This window comes from Amycolatopsis saalfeldensis (assembly GCF_900110575.1).
Classification (GTDB): domain Bacteria; phylum Actinomycetota; class Actinomycetes; order Mycobacteriales; family Pseudonocardiaceae; genus Amycolatopsis; species Amycolatopsis saalfeldensis.
The window spans coordinates 32,829-54,208 of record NZ_FOEF01000033.1; the positions used below are offsets into that span (position 1 = coordinate 32,829).

Below are 21,380 nucleotides of genomic sequence, written 5' to 3' on the forward strand. Positions count from 1 at the left end.
TGGGCGGGGCGGTAGTCATCGCGGCCGAGGAGCTCCGCCACAGTGTCCAATTCGGACTGTGCGGAGTCGGGCGACGCACGGATCAGCCGCTCGTCCAGATTCCGGTCGAACGCGTGCAGCCTTCTCCCGGTTGGCGGATACGCCGCCATCGCGACGAACGGTCACCACTGCGAGCAAGAGAGCTTCGCCTGACGGCTTATGCGCTTACTTGCATGGCAGTCAGAATAACCGGAGCGTATGGCCAGCGACGAGGAACGCCACCGCCGAACACAGGTGACAGCAGAAGCGACCGTCCAAATTGCCGGTCCAGACATCAACGGCTGCGTCGCGAAATCGCCAACCCAGCGCGGCCAAGGCCCAGGTCGGCTCAGGCGCAGGGAACGATCTGAGCAGACCAAAAGGCTTGTTCGGCATCACTCGACACCATCCGACACGCCCAGGTGCCGACGCTCAGCGGCTCCAGTAAGCCGGGATGGCGACTGGGCCGTTGGCGCAACACAACAGCCACCGCAACACTCCTGGCGGGGCTGTCCTCTTGTGCGTTTGCGGACCCAGGCCCGGCCGCCGGGAGGTGGCTGCCAGCGGGTGTCACAGCCGCCCTGATGGCAAACGTGAACACGTCGATCACCGAGCTGGGGCGCCGCTGCCGTCGAGGCCGATTTGGACGGTGCCGAGGTGCTTGGCGGTCGTGGCCTGCGTGCCCGTCACCTCCGCGAAAGGCAGCGAGGTGGTCGGATTCGAGGGCTGCTCGACGAGGTAGGCGGAGCCGGCCGTCACGGGGACGCTCAGTGTGGCGGCGGTGGTCGGTGCGACGACCATGGCGCCGGTGACGCCGTTGACCACTTGGGCTTGGCGGCCGGGCCACGGGTTGCGCACGGCCATGGTCCGGGTTGTGCCGGCGTGGATCGCGGCGGTGGCGATGGTGCCGCCTTGGACCTGGACGTCCACTGTGGAGTTTCCCTGGACGGCGACGGTGCCGGCGACGTCCCAGCCGGACGGCCAGGCGGGCGCGAAGCGCAGGGTTCCGTCGTAATCGGTGGCGAGTGCCTCGTTCAACGCCGTCGCCACGGTGGAGGACTGCTCGATGTACGGCTCGTCGCCGGGTGTGCTGCTGAAGAGCGAAGCGAGGCCGCTGATGTAGGCCTGGTAATGCTGCGTAATGGTGGTCAGGTCGGTGGCGACCTCGGCGGGCAGGCCCAACCGGGCGGCCTGGACCGCGTCGAAGCTCCAATCCGGGTTGTTCTTGTTGGGCCGGGCGCTGTAGGTACGCACGGCCAGCGCGGTCAGGTCGCCGGAGTCGTCGGTGAGGACGCCGTAGGGCCAAACCGGTTCCAGCCCGATGTTCTCGCCGTTGTGGGTCTGCGCTGCCGGCTGGAAGGAATCGGCGATGACGTCGGCGCCCTGGGCGTCGGCCGACGGCGGCAGCAGCTGGGTGTGGGTCGCGGCGTCCGTGCGGGCATACGGCTCGATCTGCTGCTGCGCGGTGCGCAACCGCGCCACCAGGTCCGAGTCGGTGTTCAGCAGCGTCGCCGCGTCGATCGTGGCCGCGAACAGAACCTGATCGGCGGCGAGGTCGGTCGTCGGGTCCTGCACCGCCCACTGGGTTTCGTGCGCGTTCGCGACCGCGTGCAGGAACCCGTCCGAACCGACGCTTTGGTACGCCAGCAGGAAAGTCGCCGCCTGCTGCAGCAGCGGGTAGTACTCGCGCAGGAAGCCGAGGTCGCCGGTGGCCTGGTACTGACGCCAGATCCACTGCGCGATCTCCGCGCCGCTGGTCACCGTCTCGGCGTTGTAACTGGGGCTGGACGCCAGCGCACAGGACGCGTTCTGCGTGGCGTCGCCGCCGTTGTAGAAACCGTTGCCGTTGAACCGCATGGTCTCCGGCACGCACGCGCCCGGCTTGCCGCCCATCTGCGCGCCGGTCCAGGCCTGGATTCCGGGCAGGTCGCGCAGATACATGTCGAAGATCGGCAGGTTCAGTGCGGCGTGGCCCGAGGACAGGTTGGCCGCGAGCTGGCCGCGCAGGTTCCACAGCCAGTACCCGGCCGGGTACCAGTCCTGTTTGTCCTGGGCGTAGGCGAACATGTTCGCGACACCCGCCTGGCTGCCGGGATCGTGCCCGGCGTGCATGGTGGCGGCCTCGGCGTAAAGGTAGACGGTGCGCAGATTCTCCAGGTACTGCGCGGTGCCGTCGGCGGAGTTCAGCTCGACCAGCCCGGTATGCGCCCAATAGTCGTGCCACCAAGCCGATTGCGTGGCCAGCAGCGACGACGTGGCCGCGGTCGCGTCGCCGCCGATCAGGGCCGCGGCGGTTGCCGCCGGGTCGCCGCCGGTCCAGGCCGGAGACGCGGCGATGACCCGGAAAGCGCCGTCCGCGTGGGGAGTGAAGGCGACCTGCACCTGCGTGCCGTTGACCACGGACGCGGCCACGTCCTGCCCGCCGGCGGTGATCGCGGCCATCGCGCCGAACGTCCGGCCGGAGGAGCCGGACTGGGCGTTGTCCACCCAGGTCTGCGCCAGGGCGGCGATCCCACCGGACGCCGACGCCGCCGGCGTCCGGCCGCTCCACAGGTTCAGCGTCGCGGTCTGCCGGGCGGTGCCGGCGCCGGTGACGTCGACGACCAGCTCGTCCTTGCCCGCCGGCACCCACGCCTTCATGGTCATGCCACCGCCGGATTCGGTGAGCACGCCGTCGAAAAGATCGAGCCGGCCGGTGAAGTCCCCCGCCGACGTCATCGCCGACAGGCCCGGAATCTGGATCTGGCCGGGCGAAAGCCGGTAGGGCTGGGTGTCGCCGCGGTTGAGCTGCGCGGTGAAGCCGTTCCCGGCCCACGCCGCGGCACCGAGCGAGCCGTTGCCCAGCGGCAACGACTGCGCGTCCGTGGTGTTCGGCCTGCCGAGCACGATGTCGGAACGGGAGACCACGCCGGCGGTGTCCACCGAGAAGCCTCCGTCGCGCCAAGCCGTGGTGGGGCCCGAGGCCGAGGCTCCGGGGGTGGCTGCGGCGAGACCGGCGGCCGCCAGGGCGCAGGTGATCGCGGCGGCGAGCACGCGGTGCAGAGGGCGTCGAGCGGACACGGGTCCTCCCTGGACGCAAAGCTGCGTCATCGTGTCGAGACGGCTTACATCGGATGTGTTGTAGCGCCCTCGCCTGCCCGCTGTCCAGATCTCCGAAGCCGATGATGCGCCCTCAGACGGACGTCGGGCAGGGCGCGGATCGCTATCTGCGCAGGTCGAGGGCGCATCGAAGTTTCCACCCGACTGTTCGAAATTTTCTTCAGACAATCTGGATATTGCAAACATCGGACCATGCTCGTACCGTTGGGCCCGCAACGCGGACTCTCCCCACACCCCTCACCGTCGAGGACCCGCCCATGCCGTCACTCCCGCTTGTCCGCCGAACGGCGATGCTCGCCCTCGTACTGGCCGTGATCTCCTGGGCTCCGGGCACCGCGACAGCAGCCCCCGGACACCACGCGGCTCTTCCCCCGGCGCCGGCCGCGGCCGGCGCGACGACGCCGTTCACCAGCTATGAAGCCGAAAGCGGCACGCTGGGTGGTGGCGCCGGCGTCGTGTCGCTGACCTCCGCACCGACGACCCAGTACTCCAGCCCGGCACTGGAGGCGTCCGGGCACGCCTACGCCCACCTGGCCGGCACCGGCCAGGAAGTGCGCTGGACGAACGACACCGGGCAGCCGATCAGCTTCGTCAACGTGCGCCTCAGCATCCCGGACTCGCCGTCCGGCGACGGCGTGAGCGCGACCCTCGACCTGTATGTCAACGGCACGTTCCGCCAGGCGCTCAACGTCAACTCCCGGCAGAGCTGGATCTACGAGGGCACCAACTACAACGGCAATGACGACCAGAACCCGGCCGACTCCGACCCGCGGGTGTTCTTCGACGAGTCGCACACGTTCCTCACCGGCGGCCCGATCGCGCCCGGCAGCACCTTCTCGCTCGTCAAGGACTCGTCGAACACGGCGGCGTACTACGACGTCGACGTCGTGGACGTGGAGAACCCGCCGGCGCCGCTCCCCCAGCCCGCCGGCTCGATCTCGATCACCAGCTGCGGCGCCGTCTCCGACGACAACCCGACCAACGGCGCCCCGGACGGCCAAGCGGCCGACAGCACCGGCGCCATCCAGAACTGCATCGACCAGGCCCAGTCCCAGGGCCGGACGCTCTGGATCCCGCCGGGCACCTTCTACCTCAAGGGCACGACCGGCCTGCACGCCCAAGGCATCACCATCGCCGGCGCGGGCATGTGGTACACCACCATCTACCGCGCCGTGCCGCTGCCCAACAACACACCGCTGGCCGCGATCTTTTCGGTGACCTCGTGCACCGTGCAGAACTTCCACCTCGACTCGAGCGAAACCGGGCGCGCCATGGAGTTCGGCGGCGGCGGGGCCATGGACACCACGGGCACGAACTGGGTCGCCGACGGCATCTGGACCCAGCACACCCTGTCCGGCTTCTGGGCGTCGGGCACCGGCGGCACCGTGCGGAACAGCCGTCTCACCGCGATCTGGGCCGACGGCATCAACGTCAACAACGTCGCGCTGAACGCGAACACCGGCAACGACCTGACCGTGCGGAACAACTTCGCCCGCGGCACCGGTGACGACGCGATCGCCATCAACTCCGTGGCCTACAACGGATCCACCACCTACAACGCGATGTCGAACGTCACGGTCACCGGCAACACGTCGATCGCGCCGTGGGGCGGCAAGGGCGTCGCGATCTACGGCGGCAGCGGCCACCACGTCGAGAACAACTACATCAGCGACACCGCGCGCTACATCGGCCTCGGCGCCGGCAAGTTCGGCGTCAACGGCAACGACCTGACCTCGGCGACCGTGTCGGGCAACACGATCGTGCGCTCCGGCGGCAATGCCTACAACCAGGGCCAGCCGGCACTGCATGTCGGCAACGGCGGAGACGGCCACGAGACCGGCACCGTCAGCGACGTCACGGTGTCCGGCAACACCATCACCGACTCGGTGTACGACGCGGTCGGCTTCTCCCAGTCCACCAACACGCAGTTGCAGAACAACACGATCACTTCCCCGTGGCGCAACGGGATCGTGATCGCACCGCCGTTCTACCCGGCGCCCACCGGGTCGGCCACGATCACCGGCAACAACGTCACCGGACTGCGGGCAGGGGCCACGCCGTACTCCAACAACTCCAGCGGCTTCACCGCTTCGGTGAGCGGCAACAGCTGGCAGAACCCGACATCCGAGGGACCGTACGGCGGCACACCGCCCGCGGTGCCGGGCGCAGTGGAGGCGGAGAACTACGACACGGGCGGCCAGGGCGTCGCCTACGACGTCGGTTCGGTCAACGGAAACGCCAACGGCTACCGGCCAGACGGGGTCGACCTGGAGTCCACATCGGACGCCGGCGGTGGCGACGACCTCGGCTGGACCGGTGGCGGGCAATGGTTCCACTACACGGTGAACGTGGGCTCCCCGGGCAGATACACGGTGAGCCTGCGCGTCGCGGCCCCGTCCGCTGTCGCCGGCGCGCTGCACCTGTCCAGCGCGTCGGGCACCGACCTCACCGGCCCCGTCGCCATCCCGGCGACCGGCGGCTGGCAGAACTGGACCACGGTCACCACGACCGCCACCCTGCCCGCGGGCCCGCAGACCCTGACCCTGAACCAGGACAACGGCGGCTGGAACATCAACTCCTTCGCCTTCGCGTTCGCCCAGACCGCCGCGGGCTCGTGGACCGGCACCTGGTCGGTCTCCCCGCAGAGCGGCGGCACGTCGTTCGGCCGGCAGACCCTCCGGCAGGTGGTGCACACGAGCACCGGCGGCACGTCCGCCCGCGTCGAGGTGTCCAACGCCTTCGGCTCCGCGCCGCTGACGATCGCGGATGTCCATGTGGCGCAACGAGCCGACGGGGCGACGATCACGGCCGGCACCGACCGTCCGGTCACCTTCGGCGGGCAGGCGACCGCGGTGATCCCGGCGGGCGGACTCGCCGTGAGCGACCCGGTCGCGTTCACCGTGCCGGCCCTCTCGGATGTCGCGGTCAGCATGTACCTGCCCGATGCCACGGGCCCGTCGACCTTCCACCAGCAGGGCAACGCGACCAACTATGCCGCCTCCGGCGACGTCAGCGGCGACACCACCCTGCCCGGCGCGCAGACCACCGGCAGCTACTTCTTCCTCACCGGCCTCGACGTGCAGAACTCCACCGCCGACGGCTCCGTGGTGACGCTGGGCGCGTCGATCACCGACGGCGTCGCCTCGACGACCGACTCGAACCGCCGATGGCCCGATGACCTCGCGGTCCGGCTGGCCGGCGCCGGGCGCACCGTCGGCGTGCTCAACCAGGGCATCAGCGGCAACCGGCTCCTCGTCGACGGTGCCGGTCAAAGCGCGCTCAACCGCTTCGACCGCGACGTGCTCGCACAGCCCGGCGCCCGGTGGGTGATCTTCTCCGACGACCCGATCAACGACCTGGGGTCCACCAGCCCCCCGCCCGGCTCGGACCAGCTCATCGCCGGGGCCAAGCAGCTCGTGACGCGGGCACACCGGCAAGGCCTGAAGTTCCTGTGCTCAACCCTGACTCCCTACCAGGGGGCGGGTTACTGGACGCAGCAGGGCGAGACGGCACGAGAGGCGTTCAACGCGTTCGTCCGCAGCGGCGACAGCGGCTGCGACGGCATCGTCGACCAGGACCTGGCGACGCACGATCCGGCCGACCCCACCCGCTACCTGGCCGCCTACGACGCCGGCGACCATCTGCATCCCAACGAAGCGGGCCTGCAGGCCATCGCCGACGCGGTCGACCTCACCCTGTTCGCCGCGTGACACGGGAGCACATCCCTCGGCCTGGGCCGATGCCGGCTGCGCCGCCCAAGGAAGTCGGCTGGTGGCAACAAGGCCGGTGACGCTCCCGGCGACGGCTCTCCACCACAACGGGCCTGGACCCCGACGCACCTTGCCGCTTCCGCCGGTCCCCACGCCATCGTGCACGCGCTCGGCTGACAACCCGGTACCCGGCTGGACATCCGCGAAGCCCGAGGACTGCTCCGGATCCACGCCGATCCGCACGGCAGGTTCCGCGTGACCAACCAAAGCCACCACCGCCTGCCCGCACCGGTGCGGCACCACCGCGACCTCGCCCCCGGTGGCCGCGTGCTGCTCGCCGCTCACCCCGACCGGGCTCGCCTGGTCGTGCACCCGCCCGCACTCGACGACATGCCGCGCTCCTCGGCGGTGATCCCGCATGACAACCCGACGTTCCCGCAACCGCGACATCGGCCGATCTGGACGCCGCGCGGCCGCTGCTGTCCCGGATGGGCCCAGCGTCGGAAGGCCTCCTGACCGCACCAGCCAGCGGACCCGCGGTTGCGACGTTCGCCGAATACACCTCATCGCGGTCCTGCGCTGCATATACCGCCACGCCGGAGGCGGCGAACTGATCAACACAGCCACCACCCGGTCAAGAAGGTCGCCAAGTCCCGTCGGCTCCCGTCCACCCCGACGCCGCGCCCGCGGATCGGCGTAGCGCTTCGGCCCAGGCATGGCACAGTCGAGCAAGATGTCGAGGTGCGGCTTTGCTGCGCTAACCGTTCGTAGTGCTGATGTTGTGCACAACCGAAAGCCATTTCCGCGCGGCCGCGACGTTGTCGTGCACCTGGAGTAGCTGGTCCAGCTCCAGCAAGCTGACCGGGCGGCGGACCGCGCGCTGATCGCTCACATTCACACACGGAACCCCGACGGCGTGAGCATCAGCCGATGCGACCAGCAGCGACCTCAAGCATTGTGCCGAGCAGAAGCTGACACGGGTCAGATCTACTATCAGCGCTCTTGGCCGCAACGCGATCTCTTCGGTCAGACGACTCAGCAGATGCCCGGCCGCGGTGCCATCCAGACTGCCGGTGACAGCCACGACGGTCGACTCGGCAGTGCACATGACAGTGCACGTCATATCGTTTCCGTGATCACTGGGCGCAAGATCTTTCATGTCGGGTGGCTCCTCGGTCGAGACTGAGACCTTCACTGCCCGTGAACTTCATGCGCTTTCCAGCCTGGCTGCACGCGACCGAGCCGGAGAACTGGCGCTCAGTACGTGCGGCGGTCCGTAGACGGTAAGACTTCGGTGGCGCAGTTCGAAACGTGTCGAGTGCCGCCGAGGACCAGGGCGGTGGTGGGAGCTGGACTGGCAGCGCGTCACATGATCAATTCATGATCAACATTGGCCATCTCGCTCAAACTGTCCTCATCGTTTCATACGCGATGCAAGGTGGCAACAGTGCCTGCCCGGTCATCCGCTGCCCCGCACCCCGGGTACCGGATGGTCATGGACGATGGCGCGCGCGGTCCGGCGGCCGGACGCGAGGCTCCCCTGGATCGAGCTGGTGTCTCGGTGATCGCCGCAGACGTACAGTCCGGGGTCCAGGCGGACCGGGCGGCGCAGCTCGTGCGGTGGGGTCATGCTCGGCAGGGCGCGCGGAATCCGGTAGTCGGCCAGGAGTTCCCACGTGCCTGTGGCAGTGCGGTAGAGGCGTGCCAACTGGGCGCGGGCCGCCTGTTCGCACTCGGCGCTGGTGTCGAGCGTGGTGGCGGAGATCAGCGCGTGGCCCGCGGGTGCGTAGCTCGGCGCGACGGCGGAGATCACGGCCGTGTTGCACACCGGGCCGTCGCTTCGAGCGTCGATGGTCAGCACGGGGTGCCGCAGCGGCGGCGTGGTGGTGCGGTAGTAGAAGGTGCGCAGCCCTTTCCAGCCCGGCACCGTCAGCGCGGGGATCAGCCGATTCGCGGCAGTGGCATCAGTCGCCACGACGACCGCGCGTGCGTGGTGCGAAGTGCCGTCCATCCGGACCGTCCCGGGCGCGACCGCGTCGACTGGGGTGGCGAGGGAGAGGGTCCCTGGGGCGAGGCGGTCGGCGAGCTGCTGCGGGAGCGCGCCCATCCCGGCGGCGGGCAAAACGGGCGCGGCGCGCAGGAAGCTGCGCCACACCAGGTGAAAGAACCGGCTGGAGGTGTTCAGTTCCGCTTCGGCGAAGACGCCGGACAGGAACGGAGCGAGGACCTGCTCGACGCATCGGTCGGACAGGCCCCAGCGGCGGAACTCGGCCCGGGTCGTCTGGTCCGCGGCCCCGGTGAGCAGCCGGGCCGGGCCGGCCAGATCGCGGACCGAGACAGCGGCCAGCGCGAGGACGTCGCGGATTCCGACCGGACCACGGTCCAGCAGACCGGGAATCGCCCTCGGGGTGTCGAGGGGATGACCGAGCAGCCGGGATCGGTCGCCATCGACGAGACGGATCGCGCGCCAGAACCGCCGCGGGTCGAGAACGGGCAGGTCGATCAGCGCGCGGACCGCCGGATAGGCCGGGTTGAGCAGCTGGAATCCGCGATCGAGGGTGAACCCGTCGATCACGTCGGTGCTCACCCGCCCACCGGCCCGCTCCGCGCCCTCGAACACCCGCACCCGGTAGCCGAAGCGCTGCAGCTCGACCGCGGTCGCGAGACCGGCCAGGCCGGCTCCGACCACGATCACATCCGCGTCGGGCTCCGCTGACATCAGCGGCCTCCAATCCGAACAATCCGAACCGGCGCGGCACTGTTCACTGTGGACTGTGCCGCCGCGGCGTCACGGGACGCGCATCGCCAGTCACATAAGCACCGTACGACACCAACGAGGTGGAGGCTGCCTGACATCCGTTCGCGCGGGCGTCCGGATGGACAACCGGCGCCCCGTGTGCAACGGTTGTGCATCGCAGCACGCCCAGGCTAGGAGCTTCCCGGAAATGGCGGTGTCCATCGCGCTGTTCACGCGCGATCTGCGCGTGCACGACAACCCCGTGCTCGCCGCGGCGGCCGGAGACGACCAGTGCATTCCCCTGTTCGTTCTGGACGATGCCATTCTGAACGGCCCGTTCAACCGGCCCAACCGGGCCGCTTTTCTCGTGGACAGCCTCCGGGACCTCGACCAGGGCCTGGCCCGCGCCGGCGGACGGCTGGTCGTTCGCCGGGGCCGGCTGATCGACGAAGTCCTGACGCTGGTGCGCGAGCACAGCGCACGATCGGTTCACGTGGCCGCCGACGTCAGTGCCTTCGCCCGGCGCCGCGAGGACGCCCTACGCGAGGCTCTCGATCGGGAGAACGTCGACCTGCACGTCCACGAATGCTCGATCACCGCCGTCCCGCCCGGCTCGCTGACTCCTTCCGGCGGCGGCAAGGACCACTTCGCGGTGTTCACGCCCTACTTCCGCCGATGGTCCGAAGTGACCCAACGGGCGGTGATCCGGCCGCCGAGGCGGCTCTCCCTGCCTGCCTTGCGCGCCGGTGGCCTTCCGGCTGTCGAAGAAATCTGCGCGGGTGAGCGCTCGCCCCACCTGGCCGCCGGTGGTGAGGGCGCCGGGCGGCGGCTCTTGACCCGATGGGTGAACCGGGACGTCCGCGAGTACGAGCACCGGCACGACGACCTCGCCGGAGACGGCACGTCCCGGCTGTCCCCGCACCTGCACTTCGGCACGGTTTCGGTGACCGAGCTGCTTGACCGCACCGGTTCGGCCTCCTCGGGCGCCCAGGCGTTCACCCGCCAGCTCGCGTGGCGCGACTTCCACCACCAGGTCCTGGCGGCACGGCCCGAATGCGCCACGCGCGACTACCGTCCCCGCGGTGACCGGTGGCGGCGCTCGGATCGCGACTTCACCGCGTGGCGCGAAGGACGCACCGGGTTCCCGATCGTGGACGCCGCGATGCGCCAGCTCGCCGACGAAGGGTGGATGCACAACCGCGCCCGCTTGATCGTCGCGAGCTTCCTCACCAAGACCCTCTACCTCGACTGGCGGCTGGGGGCCCGTCACTTCGCGGACCTGCTCGTCGACGCCGACACGGCGAACAACCAGATGAACTGGCAGTGGTCGGCCGGCACCGGCACCGACACCCGGCCGAACCGGATCCTCAACCCGCTGCGGCAAGCGGAGCGCTACGACCCGGGCGGCGACTACGTCAGGAAGTACGTTCCCGAACTGTCCGGCATCCCCGGTGGCGCCGTCCACGAACCGTGGAAGCTTCCCCGCCACGAGCTCCAGGACACGGGCTACCCAGCTCGGATCGTCGACCTCAGGGGCGGAGCCGAACGATTCAAGGACGCGCGCGAGGAGTCGAAGACCAGCCGGTGAACCGAGTTCCGGCGATCACTCCCCCGCCGGGGCCGGCATCGCGGCGCCGAGCAGGTGAGCGAGCGCCAGGTCCACTCGCCGGTGCCGGAAGACGTGCCGGCCGTCGAGCAACCGCTGTGGGAGCGCACGTTGACCGGCGAACGCCACCTCGCGAGCGCCTTCCTGGCCCAGCAGCAGTCGCGGCCCCAGGTACGGCACCCTCAGCACAGCCGGACGCCGGAGGACGGCCGCGAGCTTGCGGGTGTACTCGGCGTTGCGGACCGGCGCGGGGCTCACCGCGTTGACCGGGCCGGCCAGGTCGTCGTCGGTCAGCGCCCTCAGGTAGATGTCGGTCAGATCGTCGATGCCGATCCACGGCATCCACTGCCGGCCGTCCCCGAGCGGACCGCCCAGCCCGGCGGCGAACAGCGGGTGCTGCAGCCGCAGCAGGCCACCGCGAGGACTCAGCACCAGACCGGTCCGCACCTGCACGAAGCGTGCGGCTCCGGTGGCCGCGGGCGCGGCGGCTTCCTCCCAGTCGGCGACGACATCGGCGAGGAACCCGCTACCGGCGGCGCTGTCCTCCCTGAGGTTCTCATCGCCGCGATCCGGGCCGTAGTAGCCGACCGCGGAAGCCGAGACGAACACGCGCGGCCCATCGGGGGTGCGCACCGCCAGCTCGGCCAGCGCCCGGGTCGGTCCGATACGGCTTTCGCGCACCGCCCGCTTGTGCCGGTCGCCGAACCGGCCCGCGAGGGAGGCGCCGGCCAGGTGCACCACCGCGTCGATCCCGGCCAGCAGCTGCTCGCCGGGGTCGGCCGGGTGCCACGTTCGCTCATCCGCGGTGCGGGGTTCGCGCCGCACCAGCCGGACCACGCGGTGGCCGCCTGTCGTCAGCAGCGCGGTCAGCGCCGCGCCGACAAGACCGCTCGCGCCGGTAACGACCACCGTCATCGGATCATGCCGGTACCGGTGCTGGGCGGCGAGGTCGTCGGCGAGCTGGCGATGGCGGTAGGCGAACATCGACCGCAGCAGCATCGCGGGCAGCGGGGTGTCGACCTCGTCGGTCATGATCGTGCGATCGGGGCCGTCGGCCTCGAACCGGTGGGTGTGCTTCCACGGCAGCACCGTGGCCAGGCCCGGGGTGGCGAGCCGATCGACGAACTGGACCGGCGGCTGGTAGCCCTCCGCCCGGTGTTCGGCCGTCCACTTCAGACCGCCCGGAAAGACCAGCGTCGCCCGGCCGTCCCGTAACGACCCGGACTCCGAACCCACGCGAACCGGCTGCCAGGGCGGCGACAACCGCACTATGGCGCCGGGCCGCCCGTGCCACTCGAACACCTCGTCCACGGGCGCGGGCACCACACTGGAGAATTCCGGAGACACGCGACCACCTCACTGAGAAGAGGAGAACCAGTCCCCTCGAACCGGAGCCGGCCGAGGGCGAGAACGCGATTCAGTGGCCGGCGGTCCGCATGGCGTACCGCCGCTCGGCGTAGGCGAGGTCGTCTTTCCACAATCTCACCGCGGCCCGCCGCATCAACGGCCGTAGCAGGGGCGCGACCTTGGCGGCCTGGGCGAATCCCGGCCGGCAGGAAGACGCGATGGTCGCCTCGATCACCGCCGTTCGCGGCCGTCCGTCCGCACCGGGACCGAGCGGGGTCGCATGCGTTTCCACGACGCTGCCGACGCCTTCGCCCTCGACGATCGTCATCAGCACCGTCCGCGGCTCGGGGCAGGCGAACTCCGCGATCACCGGTACGCCCAGCCGGCCCGCCAGCCGGAAGGTCACCTCCACGACGAACCGGTCGTCCGCATCCGCGACGTCAAGCGACCGCGGGGCAGCGAGAACTCGCAACCGGGCGAAGGAATACGGATGGAACCAGGCGCCGTGCCAAGGGTCGAGCCGGTTCGCCACCACGTCTTCCGGCTCGCAGACCCCCACCACCGTCGCCACCGCGTCGATCACCGTGCCACCGTGCGGGCGGGCGCCGAGCACCGGCCGATCCGCCGGTGCTTCGCCGCCGAGCCGATCCAAGCGCACCCAGGCCAGCACACCGTCGTCATGGCTCGGCACCGGCGACCAGCCCGGTTGACCGGGTCCCACCCGCAGGCCGTGCCAGCGGCACACCAGCTCGCCGCAGTGCACCCGCGCGCCGGCCAGCGGCGCGCCGAGATGCGGGCACGCTCCCGGGCCCACGACCAGAGCACCGCCGGAGTCTCGCCAGGCAACCAGTTCCTGTCCGCCGACCGTGCGCCCGAACGGTTTGCCCGCAACGATTTCGCGACTGCCCGCGAGGACGAACCAGTTGCCGGCCGGCCGGGCGTCAGCTCGTTTCAGCGCGGCGTCGATCAGACCCGGGGCGCAGTCACCGTAGGTGGGTTCCTGCCGGGCCCAGGCCGGTTCCCCGAAGGCTTGCACGGGCCATCGCGACGGCCATCGTTCGATGATCTGCCGTCTGAGGTCCACCGCGGCCACGCTCCCTGTCGAGGCGCCGCCCGAACCGGCCGGCGCACGATTCATCCTCAGGCATCCGGAGCGGCTCTGCAACGCTTCGAGGCCGAGGTCAGGTCCTCAAGTGGTCGACGACCAGGTCGATCGCCTCGTCGAGGCTGTTCACCCAGGAGCGGCCCCGGCTGCTCAGATCCGCCCAGCCGGGACCGGCCACGGCGACGTCGGCTCCGCCCTGTTCGATCCGCCGGCGCACCAGGTCGTCGACGGTGCCCGCGGACCTCGACCAGACGACCACCAGCGCGGGGTCCAGCTTGGCGGCCATGGCCACGATCGTCTCGGCCGGCACCCTCGCCCCGAGGAACCGGACCGGAATCCCGGCCTCCGCCAGGGCCGCGCGCAGCACTTCCATCGGCAGGGTGTGGCGCTCGTCCGGGCAGCCCGTCAAGAGGACGACGCGTCCGGGCATGGGATCGGCGAACTGGGCGCAGAACCGTTCGAGGGCGAGGGAGATCTCACTCGTCAACGCCCATTCGGACTCGAAACAGGCCTCACCACGCAACCAGCGTCTGCCGAGGGTGTCGAGGATGGGCACCAGGATGTCGTTCCACGTCGAAACGGGACCGGCGGCGTCAAGGGTCTCGGTGAGCAGCGTGGCCAGAACCGGGAAGCCGAGCGACTCGGCCGCGTGCTCGATCTCCGCGATCCGGGAGTCGAGGGAAACCTCCGACGCCGGGCCGGACGAGCCGGTGAACGCCGCCGCGGCGGCCTCACGCGCGCGAACGCCACGATCGATGAGCCGCCTCATGTGCTGCAGCCGCCGAACGTCGGCGTTCGAGTAGCGCCGATGCCGGCCGTCGCCTCGCAGCGTCGGACCGACACCGTAACGGGCGCTCCACGTCCGGAGGGTGACCGGGGAAACGCCCAGCATCTCGGCGACCTTGCCCGCGGTCCACGAGAGGCCGGCGTCCGCCTCCTCGCGGCCGCTCATCGCTTCGAGGTCCACGAGCACCAGGTTCCCACACTGCCGCCGACAGCCGGCTCGACCATTGACGCGGGCGGCACCCCGGCCCCGCGGTCGGTCGCGGCCGGGGCGCCCCCGCCCTAGACTGTGGTCGTTGTTTCGAGAACGATCCATCTCGTGTCAGGCGAGTCCCACCCGGACCCGTGATCTCCCTGCGCAACGAGTGCTTGAGCTACCGACGGGGCAGGCACCGGCGCCCAGTGGACAAGATTCACCCGGTATGAAACGGTCGTGAATCGATTGGCTGCTGGGCTCACCAGGCAGGAGGACACAGCCATGGCGGCGGAGGTGAGGACCGCGGAAGAGTCATCGGACGGGTGGCTGGACGCGACGCGCAAACAGGGGGCAGCCGAGGCCCACGAATTCGTCACAGCACGGGCAGCCGAGCATTTCGCCGGACGCGGCGAAGGCGTTCTCGCGCAGACCGCCTTGCCCGCGTTCGTCGCGGGCGGGAAATTTCTTCGCCCGCTTTTCGCCTATGCCGGCTGGCTTTGCGGCAAACCGGAATCGAGGGCGGCGCTGCGCGCGTCGGCCAGCTTGGAACTGCTGCACTGTTTCGCCTTGGCCCAAGACGACGTGATGGACAATGCGCTGTTGCGCCGGGGCCGGCCCGCATTGCACGTCCAGTTCGCCCGATGGCATGCCGAGCAGGGCTGGAGCGGATCGGCCGAGCGCTTCGGAGAGTCCGCCGCGATTCTGTTCGGCGATCTGTTTCTCGTGTGGTCCGAGCAGATGCTGCGCACGAGCGGCCTGGACCGCACGACACTGGCTCGCGGGTGGGACGCCTACGACCTCATGCGCTCCGAGCTCGCCATCGGGCAGCTCGCCGACCTGGTCAACGACGCGCGAGCGCTGCCGAGCTGGGAGGCCCTGCTCGACATCCTGCGCCGCAAGTCCGGCAACTACACCGTTCGCCGCCCCCTGGAGTTCGGTGCCGCCCTGGCCGGATGCGGCGCCGACGTGCTGGCCGGGCTCGCCGAATTCGGCAGCCTGATCGGCGAAGCCTTCCAGTTCCGCGACGATCTGATCGGCACGTTCGGCCATCCCGAAGTGACCGGCAAGCCCGCCGGGCAGGATCTGCGTGAGCGCAAGGCGACCAGTGTGGTCGTGCTCGCCGCGGAGATGGCCGACCGGCAGCAGGGCGCCGAGCTGGCCGAATTGCTCGAGCTCGACACGATCGGCGACGACGAGGTGCTCCAGTGGCGCGTCCTCATCAGCGCTACCGGGGCCCGGGACCGGCTCGGTGAGCTGATCGGCGAACGCCGCGAGAAGGCGCTCGCGGCGATCGACCCCGCGATCTTCCCGCGTTCGGCAGCCGGAACACTCGCCCGGCTGGCCGCCCGCGCCACGGGGCGGACACGATGAAGACGGTGCCCGGCCGGACGAACCGCGTCGTCGTCGTGGGCGCCGGGCTGGCCGGCCTGGCGGCGGCGATGCATCTGGCCGGCCGTGGTCGCGAGGTCACGGTGCTCGAACGCGATCCCGGTCCCGGCGGCCGAGCCGGGCGCGTGGAGCGCGACGGCTATCTGCTGGACACGGGCCCGACCGTGCTGACCATGCCGGACATCGTGCGCGAGACGTTCGCCGCGGTCGGCGCCGAGCTGGCCGACGAGCTGCCGCTGGTCCGGCTCGACCCGGCCTACCTGGCCCGGTTCGCCGACGGCAGCGCACTCGCGGTCCACGCTGATGCCGGGGCGATGACCCAGGCGGTGCGCGAGTTCGCCGGGCCGGCCGAGGCCGAGGGCTACCTCCGGCTGCGCGACTGGCTGACCAGGTTGTACCGCGCCGAGTTCACCCGGTTCATCGACGCGAACATCGATTCACCGCTGGGCATGCTGCGGCCCGACCTGGCGCGGCTGGCCGCGCTCGGCGGATTCAGCAGGCTGGACAACCGGATCGGCCGGTTCCTGTCCGACGAGCGCCTCAAGCGGGTCTTCACCTTCCAGGCGCTCTACGCCGGTGAATCGCCGATGCGGGCATTGGCGCTATACGCGGTTATTTCCTATATGGACACTGTCGGCGGAGTCTACTTCCCGCCGGGCGGCGTCGGGGCCATGCCGGCCGCGATGGCGCGCGTCGCTGCTTCGGCCGGTGTCGACTTTCACTACGGGGAACGCGTCAGCTCGCTTGAGCGCCGGGGAAATCGTGTCATCGCGGTTCGCACGGAGGAGGGCGAGCGGTTCCCGTGCGACGCCGTGGTGCTGACCACCGAACCGCCGGAAAGCTACCGGTTGCTCGGCCGGGCACCCCGCCGGCCGCTGCGGCTGCGCCCCGCGCCCTCCGCGCTGGTCCTGCACACCGGAGGCCCCGGCGACTGGCCGGACGTCGCGCACCACACGATCTCGTTCGGGGCGGGCTGGCACTCGACGTTCCACGAGCTGATCGTCGCCGGGCAGCGGATGAGCGACCCGTCGCTGCTCATCACCCGGCCCACCGCCACCGACGCCGGTCTCGCCCCGGAAGGGCGCCAGCTGTTCTCGATCCTCGCACCCGTCCCCAACCTCGAGCGGGGTCCGATCGACTGGGCCGGGGAAGCCGGTCCCTACGCCGACGAGCTGCTCGACTCCGTGCGCGGGCTGATGCTTCCGGGGTTCGAACCGGACTTCGCCCACATCATCAGCCCGGCCGAATGGGCCGAACGCGGCCTGGTCGCGGGCACGCCGTTCGGTTACGCGCACTCCTTCGTCCAGACCGGCCCGTTCCGCCCGCGAAACCGGCCACGCGGTACCGGGAACGCCGTGCTCGCGGGCGGCGGCACCGTGCCCGGGGTCGGCGTTCCGACGGTGCTCATCTCCGGCCGGCTGGCGGCGGACCGGATCACCGGCACACCGCGCGAGCGCCGGCGGACGGTACTGGACCTCGCTTCGGAGGGAGCACGGTGACCCGCCACGAACTCGATGCCGCCGGAATCCAGGCACCCGGGCTGCGCGCCGCTTACACGTGGTGCCGCGAACTCAATGCCCGGCACGGCCGCACGTACTTCCTCGCGACCCGCATGCTGGCGCCTGGGCAGCGGCCCGCGATCCACGCGCTCTACGGATTCGCCCGCTGGGTCGACGACCTCGTCGACGAGCCGGATGAGGGCACTGATCCAGCCGTTCTGCGCGATCGGCTGACCGAACTCGAAGCGCAGCTCGTCACCGGCCTCGCCACGGGCACGAGCGACGACCCCGTGCTCACCGCGGTGATCGACACTGCGTCCAGGTACAGGCTGCCGGCCGGGTACTTCCGCGCCTTCTTCACCTCGATGCGGATGGATCTCACGGTCACGCGGTATGCGACCCGCGCCGAACTGGACACCTACGTCCACGGCTCGGCCGAGGTGATCGGCCTGCAGGTCCTCCCGGTGCTCGGCACCGTGGCCCCCCGCGACGAGGCAGCGCCCCGCGCCGCCGCGCTGGGGAAGGCGTTCCAGCTGACCAACTTCCTCCGCGACGTCGCCGAAGACCTCGACCGCGGCCGCGTCTACCTGCCCGCCGACGAACTCGCCGCGCACGGTGTGGACGAAGACCGGCTGCGGTGGTGCGCCGGCCGCGGGAGCGCCGACGCCGCGACCCGCGCCGCGATCCGCGAGCAGATAGCCGTGACCCGGCGGAGCTACGCCGAAGCCCGGCCGGGCATCGCCCTCCTGCATCCGGTGGCACGACCCTGCGTCGCCACCGCGGCCGTGCTGTACGGCCGCATCCTCAACCGCATCGAGGACGCCGGCCACGACGTGTTCGCCGGACGGGCGACCGTTTCCCGCAAGCGGCGCGCCGCCGTGGCCGCCGGGGCACTGGCCCGGGCCGGCTGGGCCCGCCTGCGGCACCCCGATCCAGCGCTCCGCTTACCGGAGTGATCTGAGATGGGCAAAGCCGAGTATCTCGCCGTCCTGGCCGGCTGTGTGCTGGTGACGTTGCCCCTCGAGTTCGCGGGGGCCCGGGTGTACCGGCAGCCGCGGCGGCTCGCGCGCGCGGTGCTTCCGGTCGCGCTGGTCTTCCTGATCTGGGACGCGCTCGCCATCGCGGGCGGCGTCTGGGACTACGCGCCCGAGTTCGTCACCGGGATCCGCGCCCCGTTCGGCTTGCCGCTGGAAGAGATCCTGTTCTTCATCGTCATCCCGGTGTGCGGACTGCTCACCTACGAGATGGTCGAGGTCAGTCTCGCCGCGTTGCGGCGCCGCTCCCGCCGGGCGGCGCGCCGATGATCCCCTGGGGCTACACGGTTCCGGCGGTGGCCGCGGTCGCCGTGGTGGTCGCGGCCGAGCTGACGGTGCTGCGGACCGGGCTGTTCCGGCGGCTCGCGTACTGGATCGCGATCGTGATCGTGACCGGCTTCCAGATCCCGGTCGACGGCTGGCTGACCAAGCTGTCCGGCCCGATCGTGCGCTACTCCCCCGAAGACATCTCGGGCTGGCGCTTTCCCTGGGACATCCCGGTCGAAGACTTCCTGTTCGGTTACGCCCTGATCACCGCGGTGCTCCTGGTCTGGGAACGGACCAGGCCACGAGAGGAGCAATCCCCTTGAGCGAGATGACGCACGACGGCCTGCCTCGTGAGGCCGTCCCGTCGGCCTTCGACGCCGAGGCCCGCTGGTACGACCGGCTGGTCGGGGCCAACCCCGGGTACCACGCGCACCTGCGGCTTTCGGCGCGCCGCCTCCAGCTTCCGGACGCCGGTGCCGGCCTGCGGCTGCTCGACGCCGGTTGCGGGACCGGGGCGTCCACGGCAGCGCTGCTGACCGCCGCTCCCGCCGCCCGGATCACCGCCTTCGACGCCTCGGGCGCGATGCTGGCCCAAGCCCGGGCGAAGAAATGGCCGAGCACCGTCGAATTCGTGCACACCCCGGTCGAGAAACTCACCGGGATCGAAGGGCCCTTCGACGCCATCCTCGCCGCCTACCTGGTGCGCAACCTCGCCGATCCCGACGCGGGACTCCGACGGCTGCGCAGCCTCCTCAAGCCGGGCGGCCGGATCGCCCTGCACGAGTACTCGGTCCGCGACTCCCGGCGCTCCCGGCTGGTCTGGAACGCGGTGTGCGCCGGCATCATCATCCCGCTCGGCCGGATCACCACCGGCGACGCGACCCTCTACCGTCATCTGCGCCGCAGCGTGCTGACCTTCGACGGCGTCGGGAGCCTGGCCGGCCGGCTCACCGCCGCCGGCTTCACCCAGGTCGGTACCGCGACCATGCCCGGCTGGCAGCGCGGCATCGTGCACACCGTGCTGGGCACGAACCCCCAGGAGCAGCCGTGACCTCGCCGGCCGGCACCGACCCCCGGCTGGTCACCCGGCCGGCCCCGCCCGGCGTCGCGGACGCGGGCTGCCTCGACCGGCGTCCTTCAATCGCGGTGGTCGGGGCGGGTATCGCGGGCCTGGCCGCGGCGACCGGGCTCGCCGAACGCGGCGTCGAGGTCACCGTGTTCGAGCGGGAAGAACACCTCGGCGGCCGGGCCGGCGGCTGGCCCACCCGGCTGCCGGACGGGACAGCCGTGACGATGAGCCGCGGCTTCCACGCCTTCTTCCGCCAGTACTACAACTTGCGCTCCCTGCTGGCCAGGACGGACCCGCGCCTCGAGCGGTTGACCCCGCTTTCCGACTACCCGTTGCTGGACGCGCACGGCCGCACCGACACCTTCGCCGGCCTCCCCCGCACGCCACCCTGGAACGCCGTGGCCTTCGCCTGGCGAAGCCCCACCTTCACCCCGCTGGATTTCTTACGGCTCAAGGGCCGCGAAGCCCTCCCGCTGGCCACCGTCAGTGTGCCGGACACGTACCACCGGCTCGACCACCTCGACGCGGCGAGCTTCCTGGAATCGATCAACTTCCCCGCCGCCGCTCGGCACCTGGCGTTCGAAGTCTTCTCCCGCAGCTTCTTCGCCGATCCCCACGACCTGTCCGCCGCGGAGCTGGCGACCATGTTCCACCTCTACTTCCTGGGCTCCAGCGAAGGTCTCGTGTTCGACGTGCCCACCGAGCCGTTCCCCCAGGCCCTGTGGAACCCGCTCGCCGCCTACCTCGCCGACCGCCGAACCGAGATCAGGACGAATGCGAGCGTCACCGGACTGACCCGGACACCCGACGGTTTCGAGGTCAGCACGGACACCGGCACTGAACGTTTCGACGCCGTCGTACTCGCGTGCGACCTGCCCGGCCTCCAGCGAATCCTCACCGCCTCCCCCACGGTCGGTACCGCGGAATGGCGGGAAACGATCGGCGAGCTTCGCACCGCGCCGCCGTTCCTGGTTCGCCGGCTCTGGCTGGACCGTCCCGTCGACAGCGCCCGATCGGCGTTTCTGGGCACAGGCAGCGTCCCGCCGCTGGACAACATCAGCGTTTTGGACCGCTACGAAGGCGAAGCCCGGCGCTGGGCTCAGCGGACCGGGGGCGCTGTCGTGGAGCTGCACGCCTACGCGGCCACCACGGACGACACCGGATTCCTGGCCGCAGCGATGGAAAAACGGCTGCACGAGATCTACCCGGAAAGCGCCGGCGCGGGCGTGGCCGGCGCGATCGACGTCTGGCGGCAGGACTGCCCGCTGTTCGGGCTCGGCGACTTCGCCAGACGACCCGCCGTCGGCACACCGGACCCGGCGCTCGCGCTCGCCGGCGACTGCGTCCGCGTCGACCTCCCCGTGGCGTTGATGGAGCGCGCGGCGACCACGGGCTGGATCGCGGCGAACACCTTGCTGCAGCGGTGGAACGTGGCCGGGCACCCGGTGCGGTCGGTGCCCAACGAAGGCCGGATCAAGGTGCTCAATCGCCTGGCCGCCGGGAAACGAGCCGGACCTTGAT

At 70.7% G+C, this 21,380-nt stretch carries 15 protein-coding genes and 1 pseudogene; 10 read left to right on the forward strand and 6 right to left on the reverse strand.

Annotated features, from left to right (window positions below; translation table 11 throughout):
* Positions 1-624 precede the first annotated feature (624 nt).
* Positions 625-3,078 carry a glycosyl hydrolase family 95 catalytic domain-containing protein gene (locus BMY97_RS42405; protein ID WP_177231814.1) on the reverse strand — a complete coding sequence of 818 codons (2,454 nt, stop codon included), beginning with the start codon at positions 3,076-3,078 and terminating at the stop codon, positions 625-627.
* 296 nt (positions 3,079-3,374) lie between these two features.
* On the opposite strand from BMY97_RS42405, the gene BMY97_RS42410 reads away from it, so the two are divergent.
* Together BMY97_RS42410 and BMY97_RS47585 are read left to right on the forward strand one after the other, a co-directional pair.
* The gene (locus BMY97_RS42410) at positions 3,375-6,827 is read left to right on the forward strand and encodes a carbohydrate-binding protein (RefSeq protein ID WP_091628889.1); all 3,453 of its coding nucleotides are present in this window, start codon (positions 3,375-3,377) and stop codon (positions 6,825-6,827) included.
* Positions 6,828-7,082: 255 nt separating this feature from the next.
* Positions 7,083-7,343, forward strand: coding sequence for a hypothetical protein (locus BMY97_RS47585; protein ID WP_177231815.1), 261 nt, complete (start codon positions 7,083-7,085; stop codon positions 7,341-7,343).
* A 241-nt stretch (positions 7,344-7,584) separates the two neighbouring features.
* Here the strand turns inward: BMY97_RS47585 and BMY97_RS42420 are convergent, their stop codons facing one another.
* Both BMY97_RS42420 and BMY97_RS42425 read right to left on the reverse strand, forming a co-directional pair.
* A complete protein-coding gene (locus BMY97_RS42420) occupies positions 7,585-7,986 on the reverse strand; it encodes an STAS domain-containing protein (RefSeq protein WP_143086477.1) in 402 nt (133 codons plus the stop codon).
* A gap of 300 nt (positions 7,987-8,286) precedes the next feature.
* Entirely contained in the window at positions 8,287-9,546 is a 1,260-nt protein-coding gene (locus BMY97_RS42425; protein WP_091628892.1) for an NAD(P)/FAD-dependent oxidoreductase, read from the reverse strand.
* Between the two features lie 226 nt (positions 9,547-9,772).
* Between BMY97_RS42425 and BMY97_RS42430 the strand changes: the two genes are divergently transcribed.
* A complete protein-coding gene (locus BMY97_RS42430) occupies positions 9,773-11,152 on the forward strand; it encodes a cryptochrome/photolyase family protein (protein ID WP_091628894.1) in 1,380 nt (459 codons plus the stop codon).
* Positions 11,153-11,167: 15 nt separating this feature from the next.
* On the opposite strand, the gene BMY97_RS42435 is transcribed toward BMY97_RS42430, so the two are convergent.
* The 3 genes from BMY97_RS42435 to BMY97_RS42445 all read right to left on the reverse strand — a co-directional run bounded on the left by BMY97_RS42435 (position 11,168) and on the right by BMY97_RS42445 (position 14,589).
* Positions 11,168-12,517: a TIGR01777 family oxidoreductase gene (locus BMY97_RS42435; RefSeq protein WP_091628896.1), complete on the reverse strand. Its 1,350-nt coding sequence runs from the start codon at positions 12,515-12,517 to the stop codon at positions 11,168-11,170.
* Positions 12,518-12,587: 70 nt separating this feature from the next.
* Complete coding sequence (locus tag BMY97_RS42440; RefSeq protein WP_091628926.1) at positions 12,588-13,601, reverse strand: DUF5914 domain-containing protein; 1,014 nt, start codon at positions 13,599-13,601, stop codon at positions 12,588-12,590.
* A 97-nt stretch (positions 13,602-13,698) separates the two neighbouring features.
* The gene (locus tag BMY97_RS42445; RefSeq protein ID WP_091628928.1) at positions 13,699-14,589 is read right to left on the reverse strand and encodes a MerR family transcriptional regulator; all 891 of its coding nucleotides are present in this window, start codon (positions 14,587-14,589) and stop codon (positions 13,699-13,701) included.
* A 294-nt stretch (positions 14,590-14,883) separates the two neighbouring features.
* Between BMY97_RS42445 and BMY97_RS42450 the strand changes: the two genes are divergently transcribed.
* From BMY97_RS42450 to BMY97_RS42480, 7 genes and pseudogenes are all read left to right on the forward strand, one after another.
* Positions 14,884-15,972 carry a polyprenyl synthetase family protein gene (locus BMY97_RS42450; RefSeq protein ID WP_091628898.1) on the forward strand — a complete coding sequence of 363 codons (1,089 nt, stop codon included), beginning with the start codon at positions 14,884-14,886 and terminating at the stop codon, positions 15,970-15,972.
* A pseudogene (gene crtI / locus BMY97_RS42455) lies at positions 15,942-17,489 on the forward strand (phytoene desaturase family protein); the annotation flags it as partial. The gene BMY97_RS42450 and the pseudogene crtI, both read left to right, overlap by 31 nt.
* Entirely contained in the window at positions 17,486-18,445 is a 960-nt protein-coding gene (locus BMY97_RS42460; protein WP_091628901.1) for a phytoene/squalene synthase family protein, read from the forward strand. The pseudogene crtI and the gene BMY97_RS42460, both read left to right, overlap by 4 nt.
* Positions 18,446-18,451: 6 nt before the next feature.
* The gene (locus BMY97_RS42465) at positions 18,452-18,793 is read left to right on the forward strand and encodes a lycopene cyclase domain-containing protein (protein ID WP_091628903.1); all 342 of its coding nucleotides are present in this window, start codon (positions 18,452-18,454) and stop codon (positions 18,791-18,793) included.
* The gene (locus tag BMY97_RS42470) at positions 18,790-19,113 is read left to right on the forward strand and encodes a lycopene cyclase domain-containing protein (protein ID WP_091628905.1); all 324 of its coding nucleotides are present in this window, start codon (positions 18,790-18,792) and stop codon (positions 19,111-19,113) included. The genes BMY97_RS42465 and BMY97_RS42470 overlap by 4 nt, the downstream gene beginning before the upstream one ends.
* A gap of 5 nt (positions 19,114-19,118) precedes the next feature.
* The gene (locus BMY97_RS42475) at positions 19,119-19,841 is read left to right on the forward strand and encodes a class I SAM-dependent methyltransferase (RefSeq protein ID WP_177231818.1); all 723 of its coding nucleotides are present in this window, start codon (positions 19,119-19,121) and stop codon (positions 19,839-19,841) included.
* Positions 19,838-21,379, forward strand: a complete 1,542-nt coding sequence (locus BMY97_RS42480) for an FAD-dependent oxidoreductase (RefSeq protein WP_091628908.1) — start codon at positions 19,838-19,840, stop codon at positions 21,377-21,379. Before BMY97_RS42475 ends, BMY97_RS42480 begins: the two co-directional genes overlap by 4 nt.
* Position 21,380 lies beyond the last annotated feature (1 nt).

What these genes read in the sequence shown, in the direction of transcription:
- BMY97_RS42410 (WP_091628889.1), top strand. Translation starts at nt 3,375, where the DNA reads ATGCCGTCACTCCCGCTTGTCCGCCGAACGGCGATGCTCGCCCTCGTA.
- BMY97_RS42420 (WP_143086477.1), bottom strand. Translation starts at nt 7,986, where the DNA reads ATGAAAGATCTTGCGCCCAGTGATCACGGAAACGATATGACGTGCACT.
- BMY97_RS42425 (WP_091628892.1), bottom strand. Translation starts at nt 9,546, where the DNA reads ATGTCAGCGGAGCCCGACGCGGATGTGATCGTGGTCGGAGCCGGCCTG.
- BMY97_RS42430 (WP_091628894.1), top strand. Translation starts at nt 9,773, where the DNA reads ATGGCGGTGTCCATCGCGCTGTTCACGCGCGATCTGCGCGTGCACGAC.
- BMY97_RS42450 (WP_091628898.1), top strand. Translation starts at nt 14,884, where the DNA reads ATGGCGGCGGAGGTGAGGACCGCGGAAGAGTCATCGGACGGGTGGCTG.
- BMY97_RS42465 (WP_091628903.1), top strand. Translation starts at nt 18,452, where the DNA reads ATGGGCAAAGCCGAGTATCTCGCCGTCCTGGCCGGCTGTGTGCTGGTG.
- BMY97_RS42470 (WP_091628905.1), top strand. Translation starts at nt 18,790, where the DNA reads ATGATCCCCTGGGGCTACACGGTTCCGGCGGTGGCCGCGGTCGCCGTG.
- BMY97_RS42475 (WP_177231818.1), top strand. Translation starts at nt 19,119, where the DNA reads ATGACGCACGACGGCCTGCCTCGTGAGGCCGTCCCGTCGGCCTTCGAC.